Here is a 25367-nt window from a genome sequence, read left to right as displayed (position 1 = left end):
ACTCGAGCGCGGCGTCGCGCTTGAGGTGAATGTGCCACTGCCACGCGGCATTCCAGTACCACTTCAGGAACACGGGTTCGTCACACTGCCGATCCTGAGCGTGCCAACGGATGGGTTCGCGGTTAGGCGCAACGCAGTCCTGTCCCAGGAAGTACTCAGCGGCGGCCCCTACGATCGGCGCCAAGCCCAGCCTGGGCAAGAACCGTTGATCTGCTTGACGTAAGGCGGGTACGTGCTCAGAATTCTCCGCGCTGGTGGGCTTGCCATGACTCTGCTCTGCGTCACCGCGGGCGTGGCCAGAGCCGACCCCATCCCGCTGGCGGACGTGACCCAGTCCGCCGACACCGACGACAATTGGCACCTGAGCGCCGCGCTGACGCGCATGGCCATGAACTCCGTACCGAACATGGCGGCGACGGCCTTCACCAGGGAGGCCTTCGTCACGGGCAAGGCCGCTGCGACCATCGACGGCAACGGCGCCGTCCCGGTGAACTCCGGCACCCTGGTGATGGGTCTGCAATTGGGCTGCCAGATCGATCTCAGTGAGGGCGGCAGCATCGGCGGGGATGCCGACATCGGTATCAACCCCGGCCTCAATGGCAACGTGATCAACGATGTCGGTCCCTACGCGGACTTAGGTGGCAACGTGTCGATCAACTTGCTGCCTGGGACGATCACGAATCTGGGCCTTGGTAAGAAGGCGCTCAAGGGTCGTACCGGGGAGATCGTCGTGCACGACGCCCACGTCAAGGTGGACGCGTGCGGCGGACCGGTCTCGGCGCGGTTCTTCGCATCGGTGATGATCGACACGGACAAATCCGACGACAGTGTGAACGCCTACGGCGACATCCTGTCCATATGAGCCGCTCCCACCCAATTGCGTTGCGCCGCAGGCTCGCGGCGGGAGCCGGCGCGGCCTGCGTGGCGATGGCCGCGATCGGCCTGTTCCCGGCGGTAGGTGTCGCGGGTGCGGACTGCACCACTGCAGGCGACTTCGGCGCCGGGGCCGGGTGCGCGCCTCCTGGCGGTTCCTCGGGTGCGGGTGGCGGCGAGGCGTGGCCCCCGAAGTCGGTGGATTGGCCGCCCTCGCAGGACGCCGATGACAGCGGCGGTAGCGGCGCCGACAGCGGTGGTGGTGGCGGCGACAAGCCGACGCCCATCCTGCTGCCCGACGGCAGCCAGCCGGCGCTTGGTGCGCATACGTCGAGCTCGGGTTCGTCGAGCTCGGGTTCGTCGAGCAAATCAGCTGCGGCCTCGCCGATCGTCGGCGGGAACGCGGCGTCCGGGGGTTCGTCGCAGGTTACGAGTACGGCGCCGACCCCGATCGTCGTGCCAGACGCGACTGGGCCTGGCTGAAGGCTCGATATGCGCCGCGTTCGTCGGACGTCGATACTGGACGCCATGGCCGAAACCTCCGACATCGCGCTCGAACCGATCGGCTCGGTACGCCGCACCCAGGTAGGTCGCGAGGCGACCGAACCGATGCGCGAGGACATCCGGCTACTGGGCGCCATCCTGGGTGACACGGTGCGCGAGCAGAACGGCGAGGCGGTGTTCGACCTCATCGAGCGCGCCCGCGTCGAGTCGTTTCGGGTGCGTCGCTCTGAGATCGACCGCACCGAGCTGGCTCGCTTGTTCGACGGAATCGACGTCCACGAAGCCATCCCGGTCATTCGGGCATTCACCCACTTCGCGCTTCTGGCCAACGTCGCCGAGGACATCCACCGCGAGCGCCGCCGCGCGGTGCACGTCGCCGCTGGTGAGCCGCCCCAGCGCAGCAGCCTGGCCGCCACGTACTTGAAACTCGACTCCGCCGACCTGGATTCGGCGACGGTCGCCGACGCATTGGCGGGGGCGCTGGTGTCGCCCGTCATTACGGCGCACCCCACCGAGACTCGACGGCGCACGGTGTTCGACACGCAGCACCGCATCACCGAGTTGATGCGCTTGCGTATGCGTGGCCATACCGAGACCGACGATGGGCGAAGCATCGAAGTCGAGTTGCGGCGACACATCCTGGTGCTGTGGCAGACCGCACTGATCCGGTTGTCCCGATTGAAGATTCAGGACGAGATAGAGACCGGCCTGCGGTACTACGCGGCCGCCTTCTTCGAGGTGATTCCCCAAGTCAACGCCGAGGTTCGGGCGGCGGTTCAGGCGCGTTGGCCAGCTGCCGACGTGCTCGAGCAGCCGATTCTGCGGCCGGGGTCGTGGATCGGCGGCGACCGGGACGGCAACCCGAACGTGACGGCCGAGGTGGTCCGACTGGCCACCGGGAGTGCCGCGTACACCGCGTTGGCCCACTACTTCGTCGAATTGACTGGCCTCGAGCAGGAACTGTCGATGTCGGCGCGGTTGGTATCGACCAGTGCCGAGCTCATCGCACTGGCCGACACCTGTACCGAACCCGCGCGTGCCGACGAACCGTATCGACGGGCGCTGCGGGTCATCCACGGCCGGCTCACGGCGACCGCCGCCGAAATACTGGACCGCCAACCCGAACACGCGCTCGACCTGGACATGCCCGCCTACCAGGTCCCTGCCGAACTGCTGGCCGACCTCGATGTCGTCGACGCGTCGTTGCGGGCCCACGGTAGTGCCGTATTGGCCGACGATCGGCTGGCCCGACTGCGCGAAGCCGTGCGGGTGTTCGGATTTCACCTCTCCGGACTGGACATGCGGCAGAACTCCGAGGTTCACGAAGAGGTCATTGGCGAGCTGCTGGCCTGGTCGGGCGTGCACCCCGACTACGCGTCGCTGTCCGAGCCTGACCGCGTCGAGGTGCTCGTCGGCGTGCTCGCTACCCGGCGGCCGCTGGTCGGCCCCGACGCCGAATTGTCGGAGCTCGCGGAGAAGGAACTCGGCATCGTGCGCGCCGCGGCCCGAGCGGTGAATGTCTTTGGCCCACAAGCGGTGCCCAACTACATCATCTCCATGTGCCAGTCGGTGTCGGACATGCTCGAGGCGGCCATCCTGCTGAAAGAAGCCGGGTTGCTGGACGCGTCGGGGGAGCACCCGTACAGTCCCGTCGGCGTGGTGCCGCTGTTCGAGACCATCGATGACCTGCAACGGGGCTCGGCGATTCTGGAAGCGGTGCTCGACCTGCCGTTGTACCGGGGACTCGTGCACGCGCGCGGTGAGCACCAAGAAGTCATGCTGGGCTACTCCGACTCGAACAAGGACGGCGGATACCTCGCCGCGAACTGGGCGTTGTACCGGGCCGAGCTCGACCTCGTCGAGTCTGCCCGCAAGACGGGAATCCGCCTGCGGCTCTTTCACGGTCGCGGCGGAACCGTCGGTCGCGGCGGCGGCCCCAGCTACGACGCCATCCTCGCGCAGCCGCCCGGCGCCGTGAAGGGTTCGTTGCGGATCACCGAGCAGGGCGAGATCATCGCCGCCAAGTACGCCGAACCGCGCATTGCCCTCCGCAACTTGGAGACGCTCGTTGCCGCGACCCTCGAGTCGACACTGCTCGACGTCGAGGGCCTTGGCGATGCGGCAGGCCCGGCCTACGAGGTGCTCGACGAACTCGCGACCAAGGCGCAGCGTGCGTACTCCGAATTGGTGCACGAGACACCGGGTTTCGTCGAGTACTTCAAAGCCTCGACCCCGGTGAGCGAGATCGGCGCCCTGAACATCGGAAGCCGTCCAGCGTCCCGTAAGCCGACTACGTCGATCTCCGACTTGCGCGCCATCCCGTGGGTACTGGCCTGGAGCCAGTCGCGCGTGATGCTGCCCGGCTGGTATGGCACCGGCACGGCGTTCGAGGACTGGGTCGCCGAAGGGGACGGTCGACTCGAGGTGCTTCAGGACCTCTACCAGCGGTGGCCGTTCTTCGCCTCGGTGCTGTCCAACATGGCGCAGGTGATCGCCAAGGCCGACATGGGGCTGGCGGCGCACTACTCCGAACTGGTGGAGGACGAAGCCTTGCGGCACAGGGTGTTCGACAAGATCGTCGCCGAACACGACAAGACCATCAAGATGCTGCGATTGATCACCGGCAACGACGACCTGCTGGCCGACAACCCGGCGTTGGCCCGTTCGGTGTTCAACCGCTTTCCCTACCTGGAGCCGTTGAACCACCTGCAGGTGGAGCTCCTGCGGCGCTTCCGTGCGGGCGACGAAAATGAATTGGTGCAGCGCGGCATTCTGCTCACCATGAGCGGGCTGGCCACCGCGCTGCGCAACAGCGGCTGAGTCACTGGCGAGTGCGCAGATCAGCGGTGAATGTCGATGTCGTGCAACGTGATTACTCGGCTAGCTCGATGGGCTTTCCGTGTGGCGTGCGGCTCGCCGCATCTGCCCACGCCGCCCGATAGCGCGACATGGCGTCATCGGTGGTGAGGTCCTTTTGCACGACCAGCTGTTCCAGCGCTGCCAGCCAGTGCTCGTAGTAGGTGCTGCCGTCGACAGGGTCACCCGTTGCTTGGGCGCATCGGATCGCCGCGCCGAGTGCGGTGGCCCATTCGCCCGGGGTGACCAGTTCGGCATTCTGCAGAGCACGCACCATGGCGAACGCCCGCGCCTCCCACGGCGCGCTGAAGGCCGGCCTGCTCACGGGACGGCCTCGAGGTACGGCTCGAACGCGTCGATGGACACGGTGGTTCCCGGTTCCGCGTCATCACCCCACAGCTCCTGACCGTCGAAACGAACCGTGTAGAGCCACTGCGGGTCTTCGCCCTGCCCGCTCACGATGCTGTCGGGGAACACGTGCGCTCCGTGCAGTCGTTCGACGACGCCGGTGCGCCCGCGCACGTAGCGCGGCAGTCGGGTGTGCGACCGCGGGTGGATGTTGCGAGCGCGCACACGCTCGTCCGGCTGAAAGCGAGGCGGCCTCTGGGGTTCGCGGGTGAACGAGCCACGCTGGAGTACGGTCGCCACCCGCTCCTTCGTGAACGTGCCGCGCGGCAGCTCGCGTCCGGTCGTGTCTGAGTGCTCATTCGCGAGCTCGCTCTCCAGCACCAGCCCATGCTCGATCAGCATCAATTCGAGCCTGCGCAGCCAGCGCTCGTAGTACGAGCTGGACAGGTAGACAAGGGGTGGGAGGCGCTCGATGCCGTGCCGTCCCACGTCGATGTTCCACTCGCCTGCCGCCCCCATCGCGGTGCTCATGGCGAACGCCCGTCCCTCCCACCGCTGGTGGAACACGGGTTCGTCGTGCTCGGCGACGATGGCGCCGAAGCCGTCCACGCCGCCGAGATCGTGGATGCCGTCCATCAGTCCGCCCCGCCTGGGGCCTTGGGCAGACCGACGCCGACCATGCAGTCCCTGTCGACCAACGTGGCGAGTCGGCGTTCATCCCAGTCGTCGGTGCCTGCGGGTCGCATGGGAAGCACCAGGTAGCGCGTCTCGGCCGTGGAATCCCACACGCGGACGGACACGGTCGGATCGAGATGCAGGCCGAACTCGGCGAGCACGGCCCGCGGCTGTTTGACGGTGCGCGATCGATAGGCGTCGGATTTATACCAAATCGGCGGCAGGCCAAGGACATCCCACGGATAGCACGAGCACAGCGTGCACACCACCACGTTGTGGACGTCCGGTGTGTTCTCCACCGCGATCAACTGATCGCCCACGTGGCCATCGTCGGCGAACTCCGCGACGGCGGCGGTCGCATCGGCTAGCAACGCCTCCCGGTACGTGGCGCTGACCCAGGCTCTTGCCACTGCACGGGCGCCGATGTGCGGGCCGATCCTGGTCTCGTGGGCTTCGACGATCGCGTCGAGCGCCTCCGAGGTGACGTAATTGTGCTGAACGAGCACGGATTCGAGCGCGCGCACACGCAAGTCGAGCTCGGACAGCGACGACCCCGTCGGCTCCTCGTGTGTGGACACTAGCCAAAGATATCCAATATCAGCGGAGCGTATAGCCGATCAGGCAAGGGTTCGCAGAACGTGCCACTCCGCCGATCTGGGCGGGCACCGGGCGCGGATACTCCGTCCAGTCCGGCGTCATGTCGTAGCGGCCGAGCAGTCGGGTCATCGCCATCGTCATGGCGGCCAACGAGAACGGCTGGGCCGGGCACGAATGCCTGCCGTGCCCGAAGGCGGTCACCAGCATTGGGGACGCCAGCGCGCTCGCATCGGCCAGCCGGTACCGGTGCCAGCGGCCGGGCTCCCAGGTCTGCAGCCCAGGGGCCGCCGACGTGTTGAGCAAGGGGAGCAGAGTGGCAATCGTCCAGCCCGCCGGCACGTCTACGACACCTGCACCGGTGTCGAATGCGACCGGCTCCAAGACGGCCCTGGCCATGATCGAACGCTGCGCCAACCGGGTGCTTTCCAACGCGCAGCGCTGGGCCAGTTCGGTGTCGCCCGTCGCGACGCGGTGTGCTTCGTCTGGGTGCTCGATCAGGTCGACGAGGGCCCAACCGAGCGCCGCCATCAGATTCGACATCGACGCGATGTGAATGAGTGCGACGTCCATGGCGATACCGCGGTTACGGACGTCGGCCGGTTCCGATGCCCAGGCCTCGGTGATCCGCCCGAACAGTCCGCCGTCATCCCGTTGCTCCGAATCATGTTGCCGTACCGCAGTTCCGACCACGTCGGCGACCTCGTCGAGGGCGGCCCGTTCGGCTCGCTTCCCGGACGCGGCGACGGCCGCCATGGCGTCGGGATGAACGAAGGCGTCCGATCCGTCGAGCACGTCGAACGCGCGCACCAGCCGTTCGAAGGATTCCCCGTCAGCACAACCGGGTCCCGCCCAGGACGCCAACCCCATGCGGTGTCCCAGTCGCCGGGTCAGCGCGAACAGGTCGACCGAACCCCGTTCGCCCAACTCGGCCTCGGTGGCGTCGAGTGCGTGGTCGAGATTAGCCAGATACGACGTGACGTCATCGCGACGGAACAGCGAACTCGGCAGCAGCCGCCTGCCTGCGAAAACCTCGTCGGGCAGCTTGCGCCGCAGCATCAGGTAGTCCGCCACCCCCTTGCTGGCAGCCTCTTCCAGCAGCGCGTAGAACGACTCGACGCCGGTTGGCGAGAACGTGAACAAGTAGTCGTTGCCGCCGCTGCGCATCACGAAGGAATCCCCGCACGTCTCCCGCGCGGACGCCACGGCGGCCACCGCGTCGTCAACCTGAACGTCCCAGGGCAGGCCGATTCCATCGGCCAGCGGTAGCACGTCGAGCGGCGCCGGGTTCACATTCGCCGGGTCAATTTCTTAGAGGCCGGTGCTCTTACGCACTGCGTTGACCGCCCCCCGGACGGCATTCTCGGTGGCCGTCCACGGCGCCATCACCTGTTCGCCGAGGCCGACGATCTTCTCCACGCGGTCCACGATGGCCTCGAGGCGTTCGACCACGCCGATCAACCGCGGCGCCAGTTCGTCGATGCGGGTGATGGTGTCGTTGAACCGGACCAGGGTGGCGTCCAGCCCGGTGGTCGAGTTGTTCAGATCGGACAGCGCGTCGCTGAGGTCTCCGAGCACCGCATCGACCTGCTCGACGGTGACGTCGGCGTTGAGTGCCGCCTGCGTGAGCGTCTTGATGCGTTCCCGCCCAGTGCGCTGGCGCGCAGAACGTCCGGAATTGTCAGCCATGTTCGTCAGTATGCGACGGCTAGAGCTTTGCCGCGGCGGCTTCGTCGAGTAGCCACACCGTCGCGTCGCGACCTGTGGCGCCCGCTGCAGGCACGTCATCTGGGGACGCACCGCCGACGGCGGCCGCGACCGCGTCGGCCTTCTCCGCGCCCGCGACCACCAACCACACCTCACGGGAGCGACGAACTGCGGGAAGCGTCAACGTGATGCGCCGCGGCGGGGGCTTCGGGGAGTCGGTGACGCCGACCACCAGGCGCGTCTGCTCCCGCACGGCCGGAGTGTGGGGGAACAGCGAGTTGACGTGCCCTTCGCCACCCATGCCCAGCAGATGCACGTCGAACTCCGGTGTCGGTGCGCCGCCGGTGGTGTTGGCGGCCAGTACCTGTTCGTACGCGAGTGCCGCGGCGTCGATGTCGTCGCCGAATTCACCATCGCTGGCAGGCATTGCGTGCACGTTGGCCGCCGGGATGTCGAGGTGATCCAGTAGCGCCTCGCGGGCTTGCTTGTCGTTGCGGTCGTCGTCTGCCGCGGGGACGTAGCGTTCGTCGCCCCAGAAGAGGTGCACCTTCGACCAGGTGATGGCCGCACCGTGGTCGCCGACGTGCTTGAGCAATTTCACGCCGGTTCCACCGCCGGTGAGCACGACGTAGGCGCTTCCGCGCGCGTCGATGGCGGCAGTGATGGCGCCGACCAGTCGGTCGCCCGCTGCCGAGACCAACGCGTCAGCGTCGGCGTACTTCTCGATAACCGTCTTACTCATACGTCACCTTGTCGATGCCCTGAAGTGCAGCGAGGTAGATCTCGTCGGCGTCGAGTCTGCGCAGGTCCTCGGCCAAGCAGTCCCGAGTCTCCCTGCGCGCCAACGGAAGCTTGGCGTCGGGCTGGCCGGTGCGGGTCAGCGAAGCCGTCACGCCATCCTGCGGTCTGCTCAACGTGATGGTCTCGCTGGCACGGTTGAGTTCCACCTTCAGCTCACCGACCGCGCGGGTCACCGGACCGTTGATGCGGCTGGCCAGCCAGCCCGCGAGGATGTCCAGCGCGGGCTCCTCCTTGCGGCCGGAAACCAGCGCCGACGAAATGTCCTCGTGCGGGCCCTGATCCAGCGCCGACGTCAACATGGCCCGCCAATAGGTGACCCGGCTCCACGCCAGATCGGTGTCACCCGCGGTGTAACCCTCCAACCTGCTCTTGATGCACGCCAACGGATCGGTGCCGTAGGTGGCATCGGTGATCCGGCGGATCGCCAACTGGCCCAACGGATCCTCCGCGGGAATGCGCGGCGCGACGTCCGGCCACCACGCCACCACCGGGGTATCCGGCAACAGGAATGGCATCACGACGCTGCTGGCCTGTGCGGCGAGCGGTCCGTGCAGCTTCAGCACCACTACCTCGCCCGCGCCTGCGTCGTGGCCGACTCGGATCTGCGCGTCCAACTTGGCATCTGGGCCGTCGCGGTCCACCGCGAACACCACGATGACCCGGCAGGGATGCTCCCGGCTGGCGGCGTTGGCGGCCTCGATCGAGTCTTCGAGCATGGCTTCGCCGTCAGGAGCGATGACCAGCGTGAGCACCCTGGCCATGGTGAACGCGCCGCCTTCTTCGCGCAGGCCGTCGAGTTTCTTGTTGATGGCGTTGGTCGTGGTCGCCTCAAGGTCGACGATCACGGTCGCCGCCATTCCCGGCCGGTGCGCTGCAGCATTTCGAATGCCGAATCTGGGCCCCAACCGCCCGACTCATACGGATCGGGCTTACCGTGCGACGCCCAGTACGCGAGCGCGGGATCCAGGATCTCCCAAGACAATTCGACCTCCTGGTTCACGGGGAACAACGACGGCTCACCCAGTAGTACGTCGAGAATCAGGCGCTCGTAGGCCTCGGGGGAGTCCTCGGCAAACGCCGATCCGTAGGAGAAGTCCATGTTGACGTCGCGGACCTCCATGGCATGGCCGGGCACCTTCGAGCCGAATCGAAGCGTGATGCCTTCGTCCGGCTGCACCCGAATCACCAATGCGTTCTTGCCGAGCTCGTCGGTCATGGTGGCGTCGAAGGGCAGATGCGGAGCGCGCTTGAAGACAAGGGCGATCTCGGTCACCCTGCGGCCCAAGCGCTTTCCGGTGCGCAGGTAGAACGGCACCCCGGCCCAGCGGCGGGTGTCGACCTCGAGCGTTATGGCGGCGAACGTCTCCGTGGTGGACGTCGTGGAGAACCCCTCCTCCTCGAGCAGCCCGACCACCTCTTCGCCACCCTGCCAGCCCGCGGTGTACTGGCCTCGGGACGTGTTCTCGCTCAAGGGTTCCACCAGCTTCGTCGCCGACAGCACCTTGATCTTCTCGGCCTGCAACTCGGACGGCTTGAAGCTGACTGGTTCCTCCATGGCGGTCAGCGCCAGGAGCTGCGTCAGGTGGTTCTGGATGACGTCCCGCGCGGCGCCGACGCCGTCGTAATACCCGCCGCGACCACCGAGCCCGATGTCCTCGGCCATGGTGATCTGGACGTGATCGACGTAGTGCGCGTTCCAGATCGGGTCGAACAGCTGGTTGGCGAAGCGCAGCGCGAGGATGTTCTGCACCGTCTCCTTGCCGAGGTAGTGGTCGATGCGGAACACCGACGTCTCGGGGAAGACGCTGTTGACGACATGGTTCAGTGAGCGCGCACTGTCGAGGTCGTGGCCGAACGGCTTCTCGATGACGACGCGGCTCCACCGGTCGCCGTCGGGTCGGGCCAGCCCGGACTTGGACAGCTGCTCGCAGACCGAGGGGAAGGCCTTCGGCGGGATCGACAGATAGAAGGCGTGATTGCCACCCGTCCCGCGCTCGGCATCGAGCTTCCGCAGGGTCTCCGACAGCCGCTCGAAGGCCTTGTCGTCGTCGAATTCGCCTTGCGCGAAACGGATGCCCTCACTCAGTCGGTCCCAGACCTCCTGGCGGAAGGGCGTGCGCGCGTGGGCCTGCACCGCCTTGAGTACGACGTCGCCGAAGTCCTCGTCAGACCAGTCCCGCCGGCCGAACCCGACCAACGAGAACGTGGGTGGCAGTAGTCCGCGATTCGCCAGGTCGTAGATGGCGGGCATCAACTTCTTGGTGGCCAAGTCTCCGGTCACGCCGAAGATCACCACCGCACACGGACCCGCGATGCGTGGTAACCGCTTGTCGAGCTTGTCCCGCAGCGGGTTCTGCCACTCCGCGGCAGGCGTGGTGGTCACTTGGTGGCTCAAGCCTTCTGGTCCAACTGACCCTGGGTGGCGTCGAGCAGTTCCTGCCAAGACTTCTCGAACTTATCGACGCCCTCGTCCTCGAGCACGATGAACACGTCGGTCAAGTCGATACCGATGGCCTCGAGCTTGTCGAACACTGCCTGCGCTGCGGCGCTGGTGCCGGTGATGGTGTCGCCGGTGATGACTCCGTGGTCGGCGACGGCATCCATCGTCTTCTCCGGCATGGTGTTCACCGTGTTCGGCGCGACCAGTTCGGTGACGTAGAGCGTGTCCGAGTAGTCCGGGTTCTTCACGCCGGTCGATGCCCACAGTGGACGTTGCACCGTGCCGCCGTCGGCCGCCAGCGCCGCGAACCGGTCGCCGCCGACGAAGACCTCTTCGTATGCCGCATAGGCCAGCCGGGCGTTGGCCACGCCGGCTTGCCCACGCAGTGCCAGTGCTTCCTCGGTGCCGATCTCCTCAAGCCGCTTGTCGATTTCGGTATCGACGCGCGAGACGAAGAACGATGCCACGGAGTGGATCCTCGACAGGTCGTGTCCGGCTTCCTTGGCGGCCTCCAGACCCTTGAGGTAAGCGTCGATGACGAGCTTGTGCCGTTCGACCGAGAAGATCAGCGTCACGTTCACGGAGATGCCCTCACCGATCACAGCGGTGATGGCGGGCAGGCCCGCCTCCGTCGCCGGGATCTTGATCAGCACGTTTGGGCGGTCGACGATCTTCCAGAGCTCGATCGCCTGCAGGATGGTCTTGTCGGTGTCGTGGGCGAGCCGAGGGTCGACCTCGATGGACACCCGCCCGTCGACGCCGCCGGATGTTTCGTACTGCTTGGCGAGCACGTCACACGCGTTCCGCACGTCGTCGGTGGTGACCGTGCGGATGGTCGCGTCGACGTCGGCACCACGCTCGGCGAGTTCGGAGACCTGCGCGTCGTAGGCGGTGCCCTTTGACAGCGCCGCCTGGAAGATCGATGGGTTGGTGGTCACCCCGACGACGCTCTTGGTCGCGATCAACTCGGCCAGATTGCCGGTCTGCAGCCGTTCGCGGGACAGGTCGTCGAGCCATACGGATACGCCTGCAGCGCTCAGCGCCGCCAGGTTCGGGTTCTGAGTCATTGCTGCTCCTCGTCGATTTCGGTTGGTTGCTTGCTGTCAGTTGTCCATGGTGCGTTCCGCGGCGGCCACGACGGCTTCGGGGGTGAACCCGAATTCCCGGAACAGGGTCTTGTCGTCGGCGGATTGGCCGTAGTGCTCGATCGAGACGATCTCGCCGGTGTCGCCGACCAGCTTGTGCCAGCTCATTGCGACTGCCGCCTCGACCGCAACCCGGGCCGACACCGATGGCGGAAGCACGCTGTCGCGGTACTCCTTCGGCTGCGACTCGAACCACTCGACGCACGGCATCGACACCACGTAGGCAACGATGTCCTTCTCCGCCAACAGCTTCTTGGCCTCGACCGCCAACTGCAGCTCGGAGCCGGTGCCGATGATGATGACGTCGGCGTCGTCGGCCGGGTTACCGCCGCCGAGCACGTAACCGCCCTTGGTGACGCCCTCGTAGTCGGTTCCTTCCAACACCGGAATGCCCTGGCGGGTCAGGATGAAACCAACTGGTCCGCTGCCGCTGCCACGCGCGATGATGCTGCGCCAGGCGTAGGCCGTCTCGTTCGCGTCGCCCGGCCGCACCACGGACAGGTTGGGGATGGCCCGCAGCGCGGCGAGGTGCTCGATGGGCTGGTGGGTGGGTCCGTCTTCACCAAGCCCGATGGAGTCGTGTGTCCAGATGTAGATGGTGTCGATGTCCATGAGCGACGCGAGGCGAACGGCTCCGCGCATGTAATCGGAGAACTGCAGGAACGTGCCACCGAAGGCGCGGGTGGGTCCGTGCAGCACGATGCCGGACAGGATCGAGCCCATGGCGTGCTCGCGGATGCCGAAGTGCAGCACGCGGCCATACCAGTCCGCGGTGAAGTCCGAGGTCGAGATCGACGGCGGCCCGAACGACTTCACACCCTCGATGGTGGTGTTGTTGCTGCCGGCCAGGTCGGCCGAACCGCCCCAGAGTTCGGGCAGTTTCGGCGCCACGTCGTTGAGCACCTTGCCGAATGCGGCGCGGGTGGCCAGCGGCTTGGACCCCGGCTCCCAGGAGGTGACGTCGGCGTCCCAGCCGTCGGGCAGTTCTTGGGCCAGCAGTCGGTCCAGAAGCTTCTTGCGCTCGGGCTCGCGTTCGGCCCAGGCGTCGAACTCGGGTTGCCACTTCTCGTGTGCCTCCCGACCGCGGTCGACGAGCTTGCGGGTGTGCTCGATGACCTCGTCACGCACCTCGAACTTCTTCTCGGGGTCGAAGCCAAGCACCTTCTTGGTGGCGGCCACTTCCTCGTCGCCGAGCGCGGATCCGTGCACACCGCCGGTGTTCATCTTGGTGGGCGCCGGATATCCGATGATCGTGCGGACGGAGATGAACGACGGTTTGTCGGTAACGGCCTTCGCTGCCTCGATGGCTTCTTCGATTCCCGTGACGTTCTCGCCGCCCTCGATCTCCTGCACGTGCCAGCCGTACGCGCGGTAGCGGGCGGGCACGTCCTCGGACAGCGCGATGTTGGTGTCGTGCTCGATGGAGATCTGGTTGTGGTCGTAGAACACAATCAGATTGCCGAGTTCCTGGGTGCCTGCCAGCGACGACGCCTCGCTGGTCACGCCCTCCTCGATGTCGCCGTCCGAGGCGATGACGTAGATGAAGTGGTCGAACGGGCTGGTGCCCGGAGCGGCGTCTGGGTCGAAAAGGCCGCGCTCGTACCGCGAGGCCATCGCCATGCCCACGGCCGAGGCCAGGCCCTGGCCGAGCGGCCCGGTGGTGATCTCGACACCCGCGGTGTGCCGGAACTCCGGGTGGCCGGGCGTCTTGGAGCCCCAGGTCCGCAGCGCTTCGATATCGCCGAGCTCGAGCCCGAATCCGCCCAGATAGAGCTGGATGTAGAGCGTCAGACTGCTGTGGCCGCACGACAACACGAACCGGTCGCGGCCGAGCCAGTGCACGTCCGACGGATCGTGGCGCATCTGGCGCTGAAACAGCGTGTACGCCAACGGTGCCAGGCTCATGGCCGTGCCGGGATGGCCATTGCCGACCTTCTGCACTGCGTCCGCCGCCAGTACTCGTACCGTGTCGACGGCGACCGAGTCGACGTCGGCCCAGTCCTCGGGGTGGTGGGGTTGGGTGAGTGCGGAAATCTCTTCCACAGTGGTCACGAACGCACTCCTCAGGTAGGCAAGCCGGTCAACATCACCCTAACGGTGATCGCTCCTGCGCCGCAGGATGCATGCCATTAGTTCGGGTGGAGTTAACGCTCGAGCCCGGCGAAGGCACCCTGTGGTGATCGGCTCACAGGCCAGCGGTCTACCATCCTCTGTAGTAGAAGCTGCGTGCTGCCGCGAAAACACGACGAGGAGTCAACTGCGTGAGCATTCGCGAGCGCCGTTATTTCGCCGAGGCGCCTGCCCGGATACGTACCAAGTTTTTGGCGTACGTGTCCCTGACGAAGCCTCGGGTCATCGAGCTGCTGCTCGTCACCGCAATTCCCGCCATGCTGCTGGCCCATCGCGGCGTCGTCGACCCGCTGCTGATCCTCAACACCTTGGTGGGCGGGCTGCTCGCCGCCGCGGGCGCGAACACATTGAACTGCGTGGCGGACGCCGACATCGACAAGGTGATGAAGCGGACCGCCCGGCGACCGTTGGCCAAGGCCACGGTGCCCACCAGGCACGCGCTGGTCTTCGGGCTGGTCTTGTCGGTGGGCTCGTTCTTCTGGCTGTGGTGGACGACGAACCTGTTGTCCGGTGTGTTGGCGATCGTGACGATCTTGTTCTACGTGTTCGTCTACACGCTGCTGCTCAAGCGCCGCACGTCCCAGAACGTCGTTTGGGGTGGCGCGGCAGGTTGCATGCCGGTGATGATCGGGTGGTCTGCGGTGACGGGCACCGTCCAGTGGCCCGCTCTGGTCATGTTCGCGATCATCTTCTTCTGGACTCCGCCGCACACGTGGGCGTTGGCCATGCGTTACAGAGACGACTACGCGGCCGCAGGCGTTCCGATGCTGCCGGTGGTGGCCACCGAACTACAGGTCACCCGGCAGATCCTGATCTACACCTGGTTGACCGTGATTGCCACGCTCGGGTTGGCGTTGGCCACCGGCTGGCTGTACGCGGCGGTCGCGCTACTCGCGGGGGCGTGGTTCCTGACAATGGCCCACCAGCTGTACTCCGGTGTCAAGCGTGGCGAGCCGGTCAAGCCGCTGCGCCTGTTCCTGCAGTCCAACAACTACCTGGCCGTCGTGTTCTGCGCGTTGGCCGTCGACTCCGCCCTCGCGCTGCCAACGCTTTTCGGCTAATGCTTGTCGGCTGGTGACCGGCTAGTTCGCGTCCCAGCCTCTGCGTCGGGTCTCCTTCGTGCGACCTCGCCGCTTCTTGTCCGCGATCCGGCGTTCCTTGGAGCCTCTGGTGGGCTTGGTCGGTCTGCGCATTGGTGGGGGTGTGACCGCGGCGACGCGGAGCAGGCGGGCCATGCGTTCGCGGGCTGCCGCGCGATTCTGGAGTTGACTGCGGTGTTCACTCGCCGTCACCGTGAGCACGCCCCCGGCGAGTCGCCCGCGCAGTCGAGCGAGCATCCTCTTGCGCAGCCACTCTGGAACCGACCGCGAACGGGCCAGGTCGAAGGACAGCTCGACCCGGCTGTCCGCAGTGTTCACGCCCTGTCCGCCCGGCCCGGAAGACCTCGAGAAACGCTCGCTCAAGTCGGCGCCGGACACGACGAATGTCCGTGTCACGATCAAGTCCTCGGCCACGCCGACAACCCTAGGTCGACCGCAGGTGGCAGGGCCTTGCGAGTCAGGGGATCAACACCACGGAGCCGACGGTGCGGCGGCCCTCCAAATCGCGATGCGCATCGGTTGCATCGGCAAGTGGGTAGCGGTTGCTGACGGTGATGTCGAGTACTCCCGTCGCGATGGCGTCCAGCAGTTCCCCTGCACGCCAACCGAACTCGTCGGGGGTGTGGGTGTAGTGCGCCAACGTTGGCCTGGTCAGGAACAGCGAACCCCCACTGTTGAGCCGTTGCGGGTCGAACGGAGGAACCGGCCCACTGGCCGCCCCGAACAAGGCGAGGGTGCCGCGCAGCGCGAGGCTGGCCAGGCTGGCGTCGAACGTCGAAGCGCCCACCCCGTCGTACACGGCGGCCACGCCGTTGCCCGCGGTGAGCTCGCGGATCTTCGCGCCGAATTCGGCCGGGTCGTCGGGGTAGTCGAGCGCCTCGATGGCGCCGGCCTTGCGGGATAGCTCGGCCTTTTCGCGGGTCGACACCGTGGTGATCACGTTGACCGCCATGCTGGTCGCCCACTGCGTCAGGATCAGGCCGACGCCACCCGCGCCTGCATGCACCAATACGGTGTCACCCTGCTGCACCGGATAGACGGACTTGATCAGGTAGTGCGCGGTCATGCCCTTCAGCAGGGCCGACGCTGCGACGTCAGCGGGTACGGCGTCGGGCACGTAGGCCACCAGGTCGGCGGGCGCTAGGCAGAAGTCGGCGTAGGCCCCGTCGGCCTGGGCGGTGACGACGCGGTCGCCGACGCCGAGGGCGGCCACGTCCTCGCCGACGGCGGCGATGGTGCCGCACACCTCGGTGCCGACGACGAAGGGTGCCTCGCGCTTGTACAGGCCCGAGCGGAAATAGGTGTCGATGAAGTTGACGCCGATCGCGTCGGCCTTGATGAGCACTTGGCCGGGACCAGGTTCTGGTTGATCCTTCTCGACGTAGGTGAGAACTTCGGGCCCGCCGATTTCGCTGACTTCGATTGCGTGCATGCCACCTATCATTCCAATGGTGAAGCTCGCCAGGCCCAACGTTCGGCATCCCCGCATCGTGTTCGCAGGTTGTCGCGCCTTGGTGGAGGGCGATGGCGACGACGCGGGACTGGTCGCGGCGCTGCGCTCGCGCGGTCAGCACGCCCGCTGGCTGGCGTGGGACGATCCCGAGTCCGAACAGGCCGACCTGGTCATCGTGCGCGCGACGTGGGACTACATCGAACGGCTCGACGAGTTCCTCGCGTGGACCAAGCGGGTGCCCAATCTGCTGAATGCCCCTGCCGTGGTGGCGTGGAATACCGACAAGCGCTATCTGGCCGACGTGGCCGCGGCCGGGGTTCCGACGGTGCCGAGCCAGTTCTTCGCACCGGGGGAGCGCGTGCGGGTGCCCGGCGGCGAGGTCGTCGTCAAACCGGCGGTCGGTGCGGGATCTGTTGGAGCGCAACGGTTCACCGATGACGACGCCGCCCGTGCGCATGCCGCCGAGTTGCAGTCCGAGGGCCGCACAGTGCTCGTTCAGCCGTACGACCCGCGCATCGAAGCAGGCGAAACGGCGCTGGTGTTCATCGCGGGCCGCCAATCGCACGCGTTCACGAAGGGTCCGATTCTTCCGCCGCCGGGGAGCAAGCCCGCCTTCGACGACTCCGGCACGTATGCCGAGGAGTCGTTGCAGCCCGCCGAGCCTGACTTCGAGTTGTGGGACGTCGGTCATGCAGCGCTGGCGGCCGCGGCGGCTCACCTCGGCATCGCAGTGGAGGAGTTCCTCTACGCCCGCGTCGACGTCATCGGCGGTCCCGACGACCCCCGGCTACTGGAGTTGGAGCTCGTCGAGCCGTCGCTCGGCTGGCGGCAGTTGGACGCCGAAACGCGCTCGCTCGCCCAGCGCGAGTTCGCGCTCGGTGTCGAGTCAGCGCTCGAGCGGCTCGGATTGGGTCCGTTGTCGCATCGACGCCCATAGCGCCGCCGTCGCGGCCGTGCACGCCGCCGCGCCTGCGACGTGCACGGCGACCAGCGCGGCCGGCACCCCAGTGAGGAACTGCACGGTGCCGACGAGTCCCTGTGCGCACACCAGCGCCAGCAAGACGTAAAGCCGCACCAGCACTGCGCGTGGCGCGTGCACCGCGAGCAGCGCGAATCCGAGCGCAACGACCAGCGAGAGGTAAGCCACCAAGAGCGACGAGTGCAGGTGCACCAGCGTGGTGATCTCGACCTGCAGCCGTTGTACGGGTGCAGCGGCGCTCTTGTCGCCGGCATGCGGTCCGGCGCCGGTGACGAGCGTGCCCGCCACGAGTACGGCAGCCAGCGCCGTGCCGGTCAGTATCGTCAACCACCGCAACGATTTTGGGACCAGTTCGGTTGGCGCTCCGGTGTCGGGCTCGCCCACCTTGACGAAGAGCAGCACCGCGAGCCACACCATCGTCATGGAGACCAGCAGATGGATGGCGACGGTCCACCACAGCAGGCCGGTCAGGACGGTGATGCCGCCGATGACGGCCTGTGCCACCGTCGAGGCGGGCATCAACCACGCGTAGACGAGCACTTCGCGGCGGCGCCGTGCGCGCGTCACCGCGAGTACCGCGAGCGCGGCCGTCAGCACCACGAGGAAGGTGATCATCCGATTGCCGAACTCCACCGCCTGGTGGACGACCGGCACCTCGGCGACCGGAACCGGGGTGAAGCTGCCTGGGAAGCACTGGGGCCACGTCGGGCAGCCAAGTCCGGATGCGGTGACGCGGACGATCGCGCCCGTCACCGCGATGCCCCCCTGCGTCAGGACGACTGCGCCTGTGATGAGGCGTTGCGTCCGCAGGCTCGGGTCGGGCAACACGTCGACGAGTCGCAGCAGGAGACGTCCGACGGGCACCGCCCGATCGTAGAGCAATGGCAACTACGCACCGTAGTAGGGGGAGCGCGTCAGGTGAAGCGGAACCACCGCAGCGCCGCCACTGCGCTCAGCCCGCCCCAGACGATCAACACGACGATGCCGAACCAATCCACCGATAGCGTCATCGCGCGGGACAACGCCTCGGCCAGCGCGCCCGATGGGGTGAGCCTGGCCACCAGCTTGACTCCCGCGGGGACGACACCTCCATCCACGGTCAGCGCGCCCAGTCCTGCGAACACGAACCACAGCAGGTTCGCGACGGCGAGCACGATCTCGGCCTTCAGGGTGCCACCGAGCAGCAGGCCGAGCGCCGCGAATACGGCAGTCCCGAGCGCGATGATCACTGCGCCGAGTAGCAACCCCGCAATGCTGGGGCGCCAACCCAGGGCAAAGCCGATGGCGCCCAACAGAATCGACTGCAGAAACACGACGGTGACGACAGCGAGCGACTTGCCTGCGATGATGCCCCAGACGGGAAGGGCCGTCGCGCCGAGCCGCTTGAGCGCGCCGTAGCGCCGGTCGAAGGCGACCGCGATGGCCTGTCCGGTGAACGCCGTCGAGATCACTGCGAGTGCCATGATCACGGGCACGAACGTGGCCGCCCGATTGGGGCCGAACGAGCCGAACGGCAGCAACGTCATGCCGATCAGCAGCGTGATCGGGATGAACATCGTCAACAGCAGTTGCTCACCGTTGCGCAGCAGGAGTTTGAGTTCGAGCCCAAACTGCGCGGTCAGCATGTGCTTCACGGTCGCGGGTCTGGGGTCGGGTGAAAACGTGCCAGGCGTAAAGCGATTGGTCGTCATGAACGCAACTCCCGTCCCGTCAGATCGAGGAACACGTCCTCGAGGCTGCGTTGCTCGACGCGCATGTCGGTGGCCAGCACGTTGAGCCTCGCGCACCACGCCGTCACGGTGGCCAAGACCTGCGGATCGATGTGGCCTTCGACGAGGTATTCACCCGGTGCGAGCTCACTGGCCTGATAGCTCTCGGGAAGTGCCGAAACGAGTAGCGAAAGGTCGAGTTTCGGCGGCGCCGTGAAACGCAGTTGGTTCTCCGCGCCGCGCTGCATCAATTCGGCAGGCGTACCCCTGGCCACTGCGAGGCCGTGGTCGATGATCACCAGATGGTCGGCGAGTTGCTCGGCCTCGGTCAACTGATGTGTGGTCAGCACTACGGTGACGCCATCGCGGCGCAGTCCGTCGATCAACTCCCACACCACGATTCGGGCATGGGCGTCCATCCCGGCGGTTGGTTCGTCGAGGAACACCAGTTCGGGCCTGCCGACGACGGCGCACGCCAGCGCCAGTCGCTGCTGCTGACCGCCGGAGAGCCGGCGGTACGTCGTGCGGCCTGCCTCGTTGAGTCCGAGCACGTCCATCAGCCACTTCGGGTCGAGCGGGTTGGCCGAATACGCCGCAACGAGATTCAGCAGCTCGCCGGCGCGGGCCGCGGGATAGCCTCCGCCGCCCTGAAGCATCACGCCGATGCGCTCGCGAAGGCGGGCGTTGTCCGCCACGGGATCGAGCCCGAGGATCTCGATGGTGCCCGAGTCCGGTCGCAGGAAGCCCTCGCACATCTCGACAGTGGTGGTCTTGCCTGCTCCGTTCGGACCGAGCAACGCCAGGACTTCGGCTCGTCCGACTTCGAGGTCGAGCCCGTCGACCGCGGCGGTCGATCCGTATCGCTTGGTGACCCCACGCAGCCGCACGGGCACGTCGGAACGGGAGCTCACGGAGACTTAGCGTAGGCGTCCGGCCTGGACGCCGGTGGCCCCGGTGGGTCGGTGCCAGGAGAGTCGGGGGGCCCCGAGCCCGTGTGTGGCGCGCCGTTCGAGTCGCGGAGTGGCCGCCAAGGCAGCCGGTTGTACGTCAAGCCGATGAGGATGACCATGATCAGCAAGCTGGCCAGGGTGGCGTCGAGGATCTGGAACAACGCGAACCGATCACCGTTGGCCGTCGGCCCCAGGATGCCGACCATCAGCGTGAGGGTGATCGCTGCGCCGCGGAATCCGGGCCGCGTCGCCCATGTTGCCAGCGGGATGATGGCCCACAGCAAGTACCACGGCTGCACCACCGGGAACAGCAGAATCGTCGCGCCGAGCGCGACCCCGAGCCCCCCGACCGGATGCAAGCGCCCGCGCAGTACGGCCAGCAGCAGCCACGTGACCAGGATTGCGATGATCATCACACCGATGGCCCGGGTGAGGTTCAACACAGCGGTGGTGTGATCGCCGAGGCCCAGCAGGATGCCCACCTGGCCGGTCCCCAACGCGACGAGTGTCGGCGGCGACATCCACGACCGGACGACGTTGGCGGTGCCGAGGGTGTAGAGCCAGCCGAAGCCCAGCCCACTGGCCCAGCCAACGACGGCCATCACCGCGACCGAGATGGCCGTCAGGATTCCGCTTGCCATCACGAAGGCCTTGAACGTGCCTCCCCAGCGGCAGGCCAGCGCCATCGCGACGAAGCCCACGGCGAGCAGCGAGGGCAGCTTCACCTGAGACGACATCGCGATCAGGACGGTGCCGAGGACGAGCATGATCAGCGGTTGCCACTGGTCCCAATCGTCGCGGTCGCGGGGTCTGTGAAGTGGGCGTGGGAGCAGTCGTTTCGTGGATTCGATTCCGCGCAGCGCGAATTCGGTGCCCGCCAGCATCAACCCGAGCATCAGGGCCTCGTTGTGGATGCCAGCGACGAGATGCATGAACAGCAGTGGGTTACATGGGCCGAGCCAGAGTGCACTGACCTCGGCGACTCCGCATCGGCGTGCCAAACGTGGCGTGGCCCAGACGATCAGGCCGACGCCGATGATGACGAGCAGGCGATGAAGCAAGACCGCGGCGACGATGTTGTCGCCCGTCAATCGGGAGATCCCACTGCCCAGCCACAAGAACAACGGTCCGTACGGCGCTGGGGTCTCGCGCCACATGCTCGGCACGGAAAGGGTGAAGACGTGGTCGAGCCCCAGGCCGGTCGCGGGTCCAACCTTGTAGGGGTCCAAGCCAAGTCGGGCGATCTGACTCTGCGCGAGGTAGGAGTAGACGTCCTTGCTGTACATCGGCGGTGCGATGAGCAGAGGCAATGCCCACAGCATCAGGGTGCGGTCCAGCTGACTGCGAGACATCCGGCGGCTGCCCAACGCGAAGCGGCCGAGCATCAGCCATGCCAGCGTCATGATCACCGCACCGGTGGTGGTCATCGTCAACGAGACGGTCTGGATGCGCGAGGGCAGATTGAGCAGCCGGACTCCGAACGTCGGATCCTGGACGACGGGCCTTGCGCCGGCACCGAGCGCTCCGATTGCCATCAGCACGGTGCCGGTGGCGCCGAACACCCGTGTGCGCCGCAGCGAGGCCACCTCAGTGGCGTTGAGGGGCGATCCGACCGCTACCTCGTCGGCGTGCCAGCGGGCCACGGCCGAGCTAAGGGACTGGCGGCGGGCTGCCATCCCAGCAGAGTAACCGGCTGCCTAAGGGTGACCTTGCTAGACCGGTTTGCCGAATTCCGTCACAATGGTGTTGTGAAAATAAGTCCGGAGGTCACGGGTGCGACGCTCGTCGCGCCGACCTCCGACGGGCACACCCGGCGGGCGATTGTTCAACTGCTACTCGGGGGTCCCATCACCGCCGGCGAAATCGGCGACCGCCTCGGCATCTCGGCGGCCGGAGTACGTCGGCATCTGGACGCCCTCATCGATGCGGGCGATGCCGAATCCAACGCTGCGGCTGCATGGCAGCACAACGGCAGAGGCCGCCCCGCCAAACGCTACCGGCTCACGGCTGCCGGACGCGCCAAGCTCGACCACGCGTACGACGACCTGGCGGCCGCCGCCATGCGGCAACTCCGTGACATCGGCGGCGACGAGGCCGTCCGCACGTTTGCACGCCGTCGCATCGACGCGATCCTGGCAGGGGTGGACGCCACTACCGACGGCGACGTCGAGGGCGCCGCAACCCGGATCGCACTCGCGCTCACCGACGCGGGATATGCGACGACCACGACGCCAGTCACCGGAGCAATCGGTGGCGTTCAGATTTGCCAGCATCATTGCCCGGTATCGCATGTCGCCGAGGAGTTTCCGGAGCTGTGCGAAACCGAGCGCGAGGCCTTCGCGGAACTGCTAGGTACACACGTCCAGCGCCTGGCCACCATCGTCAACGGTGACTCGGCGTGCACCACCCACGTTCCCGTGGTCGCAGAGAAGTCAGACCCACCCCTTCGGCCAACAGCCCGCGCCGAAACCATCACGACCCGACAAGGAGCGTCGACATGACGACCACCCCGGAAGTGCAGCTCAGCCAGGACGAGGCCATTGCCTCGCTGGGGACGTACGGCTACGGCTGGTCGGACTCCGACGTGGCTGGCGCCAGCGCGCAGCGTGGCCTCTCCGAGGCCGTCGTGCGGGACATCTCGGCCAAAAAGAGCGAGCCCGAGTGGATGCTCGAGATGCGGCTGCGGGCACTGCGTACGTTCGACAAGAAGCCGATGCCGAACTGGGGCTCCAACCTAGAGGGCATCTTCTTCGACAACATCAAGTACTTCGTGCGCTCCAGCGAGAAGCAGGCGGCCACATGGGACGACCTGCCCGCCGACATCAAGAACACCTACGACCGGCTGGGCATCCCCGAGGCCGAGAAGCAGCGCCTGGTCTCCGGTGTCGCCGCACAGTACGAGTCCGAGGTCGTCTACCACTCGATCCGTGAGGATCTGGAGGCCCAGGGCGTCATCTTCCTGGACACCGACTCGGCACTGAAGCAGCAGCCGGAGCTGTTCAAGCAGTACTTCGGCACCGTGATCCCGGCCGGCGACAACAAGTTCTCCGCGCTGAACACCGCGGTGTGGTCGGGCGGCTCGTTCATCTACGTCCCCAAGGGCGTGCACGTCGACATCCCGCTGCAGGCCTACTTCCGCATCAACACCGAGAACATGGGTCAGTTCGAGCGGACGCTGATCATCGTCGACGAGGACGCCTACGTGCACTACGTCGAGGGCTGCACCGCGCCGATCTACAAGTCGGACTCGCTGCACTCCGCGGTCGTCGAGATCATCGTCAAGCCGGGTGGCCGTTGCCGGTACACCACCATCCAGAACTGGTCCAACAACGTCTACAACCTGGTCACCAAGCGGGCGCGGGCCGAGGCAGGCGCCACGATGGAGTGGGTCGACGGCAACATCGGCTCCAAGGTCACCATGAAGTACCCGGCGGTCTGGATGACCGGCGAGCACGCCAAGGGCGAGGTGCTCTCGGTGGCGTTCGCAGGCGAGGGCCAGCACCAGGACACCGGCGCCAAGATGCTGCATCTCGCGCCGAACACGTCGAGCAACATCGTCTCCAAGTCCGTCGCGCGTGGCGGGGGGCGGGCGTCCTACCGCGGCCTGGTTCAGATCAACAAGGGTGCGCACGGCTCTCGTTCGAGCGTGAAGTGTGATGCGCTGCTGGTCGATTCGATCAGCCGCAGCGACACGTATCCGTACGTCGACATCCGTGAGGACGACGTCACGATGGGTCACGAGGCCACCGTGTCCAAGGTCAGCGCCGACCAGCTCTTCTATCTGATGAGCCGCGGCATGACCGAGGACGAGGCCATGGCGATGGTGGTGCGCGGCTTCGTCGAGCCCATCGCCAAGGAACTGCCGATGGAATACGCGCTCGAGCTCAACCGGCTCATCGAGCTTCAGATGGAAGGCGCGGTCGGATAGTGGCGGCTCAGAATCTGACCGAAACGCTCGAGGGACGGAACAAGGGAGAACTGTTCAGCTCGTTCGACGTCGACGCCTTCGAGGTGCCTGGCGGCCGTGACGAACTGTGGCGGTTCACCCCGCTGAAGCGACTGCGCGGGTTGCACGACGGGTCCGCACCCGCGACCGGAAGCGCACTGATCGAGGTTGGCGAGCGCCCCGGCGTGACGGTGGAGACCGTCCGGCGCGGCGACGAGCGACTTGGACAGGGCGGCGTTCCGTCCGATCGCGTTGCGGCGCAAGCGTTCTCGTCGTTCAACCAGGCGACGATCGTCACCGTGGCGCGGGACACCGAGGTGACCGAACCGATCGAGATCGCCATTACCGGCCCCGGCGAGGGTGCCGTGGCCTACGGGCATCTGCAGATCCGCGTCGAGGAGCTCGCCAGGGCCATCGTCGTGGTCGACCTGCGTGGCAGCGGAACGTATGCCGACAACGTGGAGATCATCGTCGGCGACTCGGCTGGTGTCGGCGTCATCTGGATCGCCGACTGGGCCGACGACATGGTGCACGTCAGCTCGCATCACGCCCGGTTGGGCAAGGATGCGGTGCTTGGTCATGTTGCCGTCACGCTCGGCGGTGACGTCGTACGGACCTCGGCGACGGTGCGGTTCGCCGGTCCCGGTGGGGACGCACAGATGCTCGGCACCTACTTCGCCGACGACGGCCAGCACTTCGAGTCGCGGCTGCTCATCGATCACGCACAGCCCAACTGCAAGTCCGACGTGCTGTACAAGGGTGCGCTGCAAGGCGATCCGGAGTCGGCCAAACCCGATGCGCACACCGTCTGGATCGGCGACGTGTTGATCCGCGCGGAGGCCACCGGCACCGACACGTATGAGGCGAACCGCAACCTGGTGCTCACCGACGGCGCCCGTGCCGATTCGGTGCCCAACCTCGAGATCGAGACCGGCGAGATCGTCGGTGCCGGACATGCCAGTGCGACGGGACGTTTCGACGACGAGCAGTTGTTCTATCTACGTGCCCGCGGAATTCCGGAGGACCAGGCTCGACGGCTCGTGGTGCGCGGCTTCTTCGGCGAGATCATCGCGAAGATCGCCGTCCCCGCGGTGCGTGAGCGCCTCACCGAAGCCATCGAACGAGAACTAGCAATCACCGAATCGAGAAATAGCTGA

The 25367-nt window shown here is 66.6% G+C and carries 24 protein-coding genes; 8 read left to right on the top strand and 16 right to left on the bottom strand.

The annotated features are described in order from the left end of the window. Window positions 1-265 precede the first annotated feature (265 nt). From SLQ30_RS01080 to ppc, 3 genes are read left to right on the top strand one after another with little or no spacing between them, the layout of a single operon-like run. Window positions 266-862, top strand: coding sequence for an MspA family porin (locus tag SLQ30_RS01080; RefSeq protein WP_319444994.1), 597 nt, complete (start codon window positions 266-268; stop codon window positions 860-862). Then, window positions 859-1356, top strand: coding sequence for a hypothetical protein (locus SLQ30_RS01075; protein ID WP_319444993.1), 498 nt, complete (start codon window positions 859-861; stop codon window positions 1354-1356). Before SLQ30_RS01080 ends, SLQ30_RS01075 begins: the two co-directional genes overlap by 4 nt. Window positions 1357-1401: 45 nt before the next feature. Next, on the top strand, window positions 1402-4197 hold the full coding sequence (ppc, locus tag SLQ30_RS01070; RefSeq protein WP_319444992.1) for a phosphoenolpyruvate carboxylase: 2796 nt from the start codon (window positions 1402-1404) through the stop codon (window positions 4195-4197). Window positions 4198-4249: 52 nt separating this feature from the next. On the opposite strand, the gene SLQ30_RS01065 is transcribed toward ppc, so the two are convergent. From SLQ30_RS01065 to tkt, 10 genes are read right to left on the bottom strand one after another with little or no spacing between them, the layout of a single operon-like run. Continuing rightward, the gene (locus SLQ30_RS01065) at window positions 4250-4558 is read right to left on the bottom strand and encodes a nitrile hydratase accessory protein (RefSeq protein ID WP_319444991.1); all 309 of its coding nucleotides are present in this window, start codon (window positions 4556-4558) and stop codon (window positions 4250-4252) included. Then, window positions 4555-5217 (bottom strand): nitrile hydratase subunit beta, encoded by a 663-nt coding sequence (gene nthB / locus SLQ30_RS01060; protein ID WP_319444990.1) that lies wholly within the window; start codon window positions 5215-5217, stop codon window positions 4555-4557. The genes SLQ30_RS01065 and nthB overlap by 4 nt, the downstream gene beginning before the upstream one ends. Next, the gene (nthA, locus tag SLQ30_RS01055; protein WP_319444989.1) at window positions 5217-5834 is read right to left on the bottom strand and encodes a nitrile hydratase subunit alpha; all 618 of its coding nucleotides are present in this window, start codon (window positions 5832-5834) and stop codon (window positions 5217-5219) included. Before nthA ends, nthB begins: the two co-directional genes overlap by 1 nt. Before the next feature lie 19 nt (window positions 5835-5853). Then, window positions 5854-7143, bottom strand: a complete 1290-nt coding sequence (locus tag SLQ30_RS01050; protein ID WP_319444988.1) for a cytochrome — start codon at window positions 7141-7143, stop codon at window positions 5854-5856. Window positions 7144-7161: 18 nt separating this feature from the next. Then, window positions 7162-7539, bottom strand: coding sequence for an ATPase (locus tag SLQ30_RS01045; RefSeq protein ID WP_319444987.1), 378 nt, complete (start codon window positions 7537-7539; stop codon window positions 7162-7164). Between the two features lie 19 nt (window positions 7540-7558). After that, window positions 7559-8299, bottom strand: a complete 741-nt coding sequence (gene pgl / locus SLQ30_RS01040; RefSeq protein ID WP_319444986.1) for a 6-phosphogluconolactonase — start codon at window positions 8297-8299, stop codon at window positions 7559-7561. Then, entirely contained in the window at window positions 8292-9203 is a 912-nt protein-coding gene (gene opcA / locus SLQ30_RS01035) for a glucose-6-phosphate dehydrogenase assembly protein OpcA (protein WP_319444985.1), read from the bottom strand. The genes pgl and opcA overlap by 8 nt, the downstream gene beginning before the upstream one ends. Further along, entirely contained in the window at window positions 9200-10741 is a 1542-nt protein-coding gene (zwf, locus tag SLQ30_RS01030; protein WP_319444984.1) for a glucose-6-phosphate dehydrogenase, read from the bottom strand. The genes opcA and zwf overlap by 4 nt, the downstream gene beginning before the upstream one ends. An 8-nt stretch (window positions 10742-10749) precedes the next feature. After that, window positions 10750-11865: a transaldolase gene (tal, locus tag SLQ30_RS01025; RefSeq protein ID WP_319444983.1), complete on the bottom strand. Its 1116-nt coding sequence runs from the start codon at window positions 11863-11865 to the stop codon at window positions 10750-10752. Window positions 11866-11901: 36 nt separating this feature from the next. Then, a complete protein-coding gene (gene tkt / locus SLQ30_RS01020) occupies window positions 11902-13995 on the bottom strand; it encodes a transketolase (RefSeq protein ID WP_319444982.1) in 2094 nt (697 codons plus the stop codon). A 209-nt stretch (window positions 13996-14204) separates the two neighbouring features. On the opposite strand from tkt, the gene SLQ30_RS01015 reads away from it, so the two are divergent. Further along, the gene (locus tag SLQ30_RS01015; RefSeq protein WP_319444981.1) at window positions 14205-15134 is read left to right on the top strand and encodes a heme o synthase; all 930 of its coding nucleotides are present in this window, start codon (window positions 14205-14207) and stop codon (window positions 15132-15134) included. Window positions 15135-15155: 21 nt separating this feature from the next. On the opposite strand, the gene arfB is transcribed toward SLQ30_RS01015, so the two are convergent. Together arfB and SLQ30_RS01005 are read right to left on the bottom strand one after the other, a co-directional pair. Beyond that, a complete protein-coding gene (gene arfB, locus SLQ30_RS01010) occupies window positions 15156-15587 on the bottom strand; it encodes an alternative ribosome rescue aminoacyl-tRNA hydrolase ArfB (protein ID WP_319444980.1) in 432 nt (143 codons plus the stop codon). Window positions 15588-15630: 43 nt separating this feature from the next. Then, on the bottom strand, window positions 15631-16605 hold the full coding sequence (locus tag SLQ30_RS01005; protein ID WP_319444979.1) for a quinone oxidoreductase: 975 nt from the start codon (window positions 16603-16605) through the stop codon (window positions 15631-15633). Window positions 16606-16624: 19 nt separating this feature from the next. Between SLQ30_RS01005 and SLQ30_RS01000 the strand changes: the two genes are divergently transcribed. Next, window positions 16625-17563, top strand: a complete 939-nt coding sequence (locus tag SLQ30_RS01000) for a hypothetical protein (protein WP_319444978.1) — start codon at window positions 16625-16627, stop codon at window positions 17561-17563. Here SLQ30_RS01000 and SLQ30_RS00995 read toward each other — a convergent pair. From SLQ30_RS00995 to mptB, 4 genes are read right to left on the bottom strand one after another with little or no spacing between them, the layout of a single operon-like run. After that, complete coding sequence (locus SLQ30_RS00995) at window positions 17513-18487, bottom strand: COX15/CtaA family protein (RefSeq protein WP_413467919.1); 975 nt, start codon at window positions 18485-18487, stop codon at window positions 17513-17515. The genes SLQ30_RS01000 and SLQ30_RS00995 overlap by 51 nt on opposite strands. 32 nt (window positions 18488-18519) lie before the next feature. Further along, window positions 18520-19296, bottom strand: coding sequence for an ABC transporter permease (locus SLQ30_RS00990; RefSeq protein WP_319444977.1), 777 nt, complete (start codon window positions 19294-19296; stop codon window positions 18520-18522). Continuing rightward, window positions 19293-20225, bottom strand: a complete 933-nt coding sequence (locus SLQ30_RS00985) for an ABC transporter ATP-binding protein (RefSeq protein ID WP_319444976.1) — start codon at window positions 20223-20225, stop codon at window positions 19293-19295. Before SLQ30_RS00985 ends, SLQ30_RS00990 begins: the two co-directional genes overlap by 4 nt. Continuing rightward, a complete protein-coding gene (mptB, locus tag SLQ30_RS00980) occupies window positions 20222-21940 on the bottom strand; it encodes a polyprenol phosphomannose-dependent alpha 1,6 mannosyltransferase MptB (RefSeq protein ID WP_319444975.1) in 1719 nt (572 codons plus the stop codon). The genes SLQ30_RS00985 and mptB overlap by 4 nt, the downstream gene beginning before the upstream one ends. On the opposite strand from mptB, the gene SLQ30_RS00975 reads away from it, so the two are divergent. Genes SLQ30_RS00975 through sufD form a run of 3 tightly spaced genes read left to right on the top strand, consistent with a single transcriptional unit; the run spans window position 21923 to window position 25367 of the window. Further along, window positions 21923-22765 carry a metalloregulator ArsR/SmtB family transcription factor gene (locus SLQ30_RS00975; RefSeq protein WP_319445563.1) on the top strand — a complete coding sequence of 281 codons (843 nt, stop codon included), beginning with the start codon at window positions 21923-21925 and terminating at the stop codon, window positions 22763-22765. The genes mptB and SLQ30_RS00975 overlap by 18 nt on opposite strands. After that, complete coding sequence (gene sufB / locus SLQ30_RS00970) at window positions 22762-24192, top strand: Fe-S cluster assembly protein SufB (protein ID WP_319444974.1); 1431 nt, start codon at window positions 22762-22764, stop codon at window positions 24190-24192. Before SLQ30_RS00975 ends, sufB begins: the two co-directional genes overlap by 4 nt. Then, on the top strand, window positions 24192-25367 hold the full coding sequence (sufD, locus tag SLQ30_RS00965; protein ID WP_319444973.1) for a Fe-S cluster assembly protein SufD: 1176 nt from the start codon (window positions 24192-24194) through the stop codon (window positions 25365-25367). Before sufB ends, sufD begins: the two co-directional genes overlap by 1 nt.

The sequence above is a fragment of the Mycobacterium sp. RTGN4 genome (genome assembly GCF_033804635.1).
Taxonomy (GTDB): Bacteria; Actinomycetota; Actinomycetes; order Mycobacteriales; family Mycobacteriaceae; genus Mycobacterium.
The sequence above is the reverse complement of the archived record's forward strand: the minus strand, read 5'-3'. Positions and strand labels throughout refer to the sequence as shown.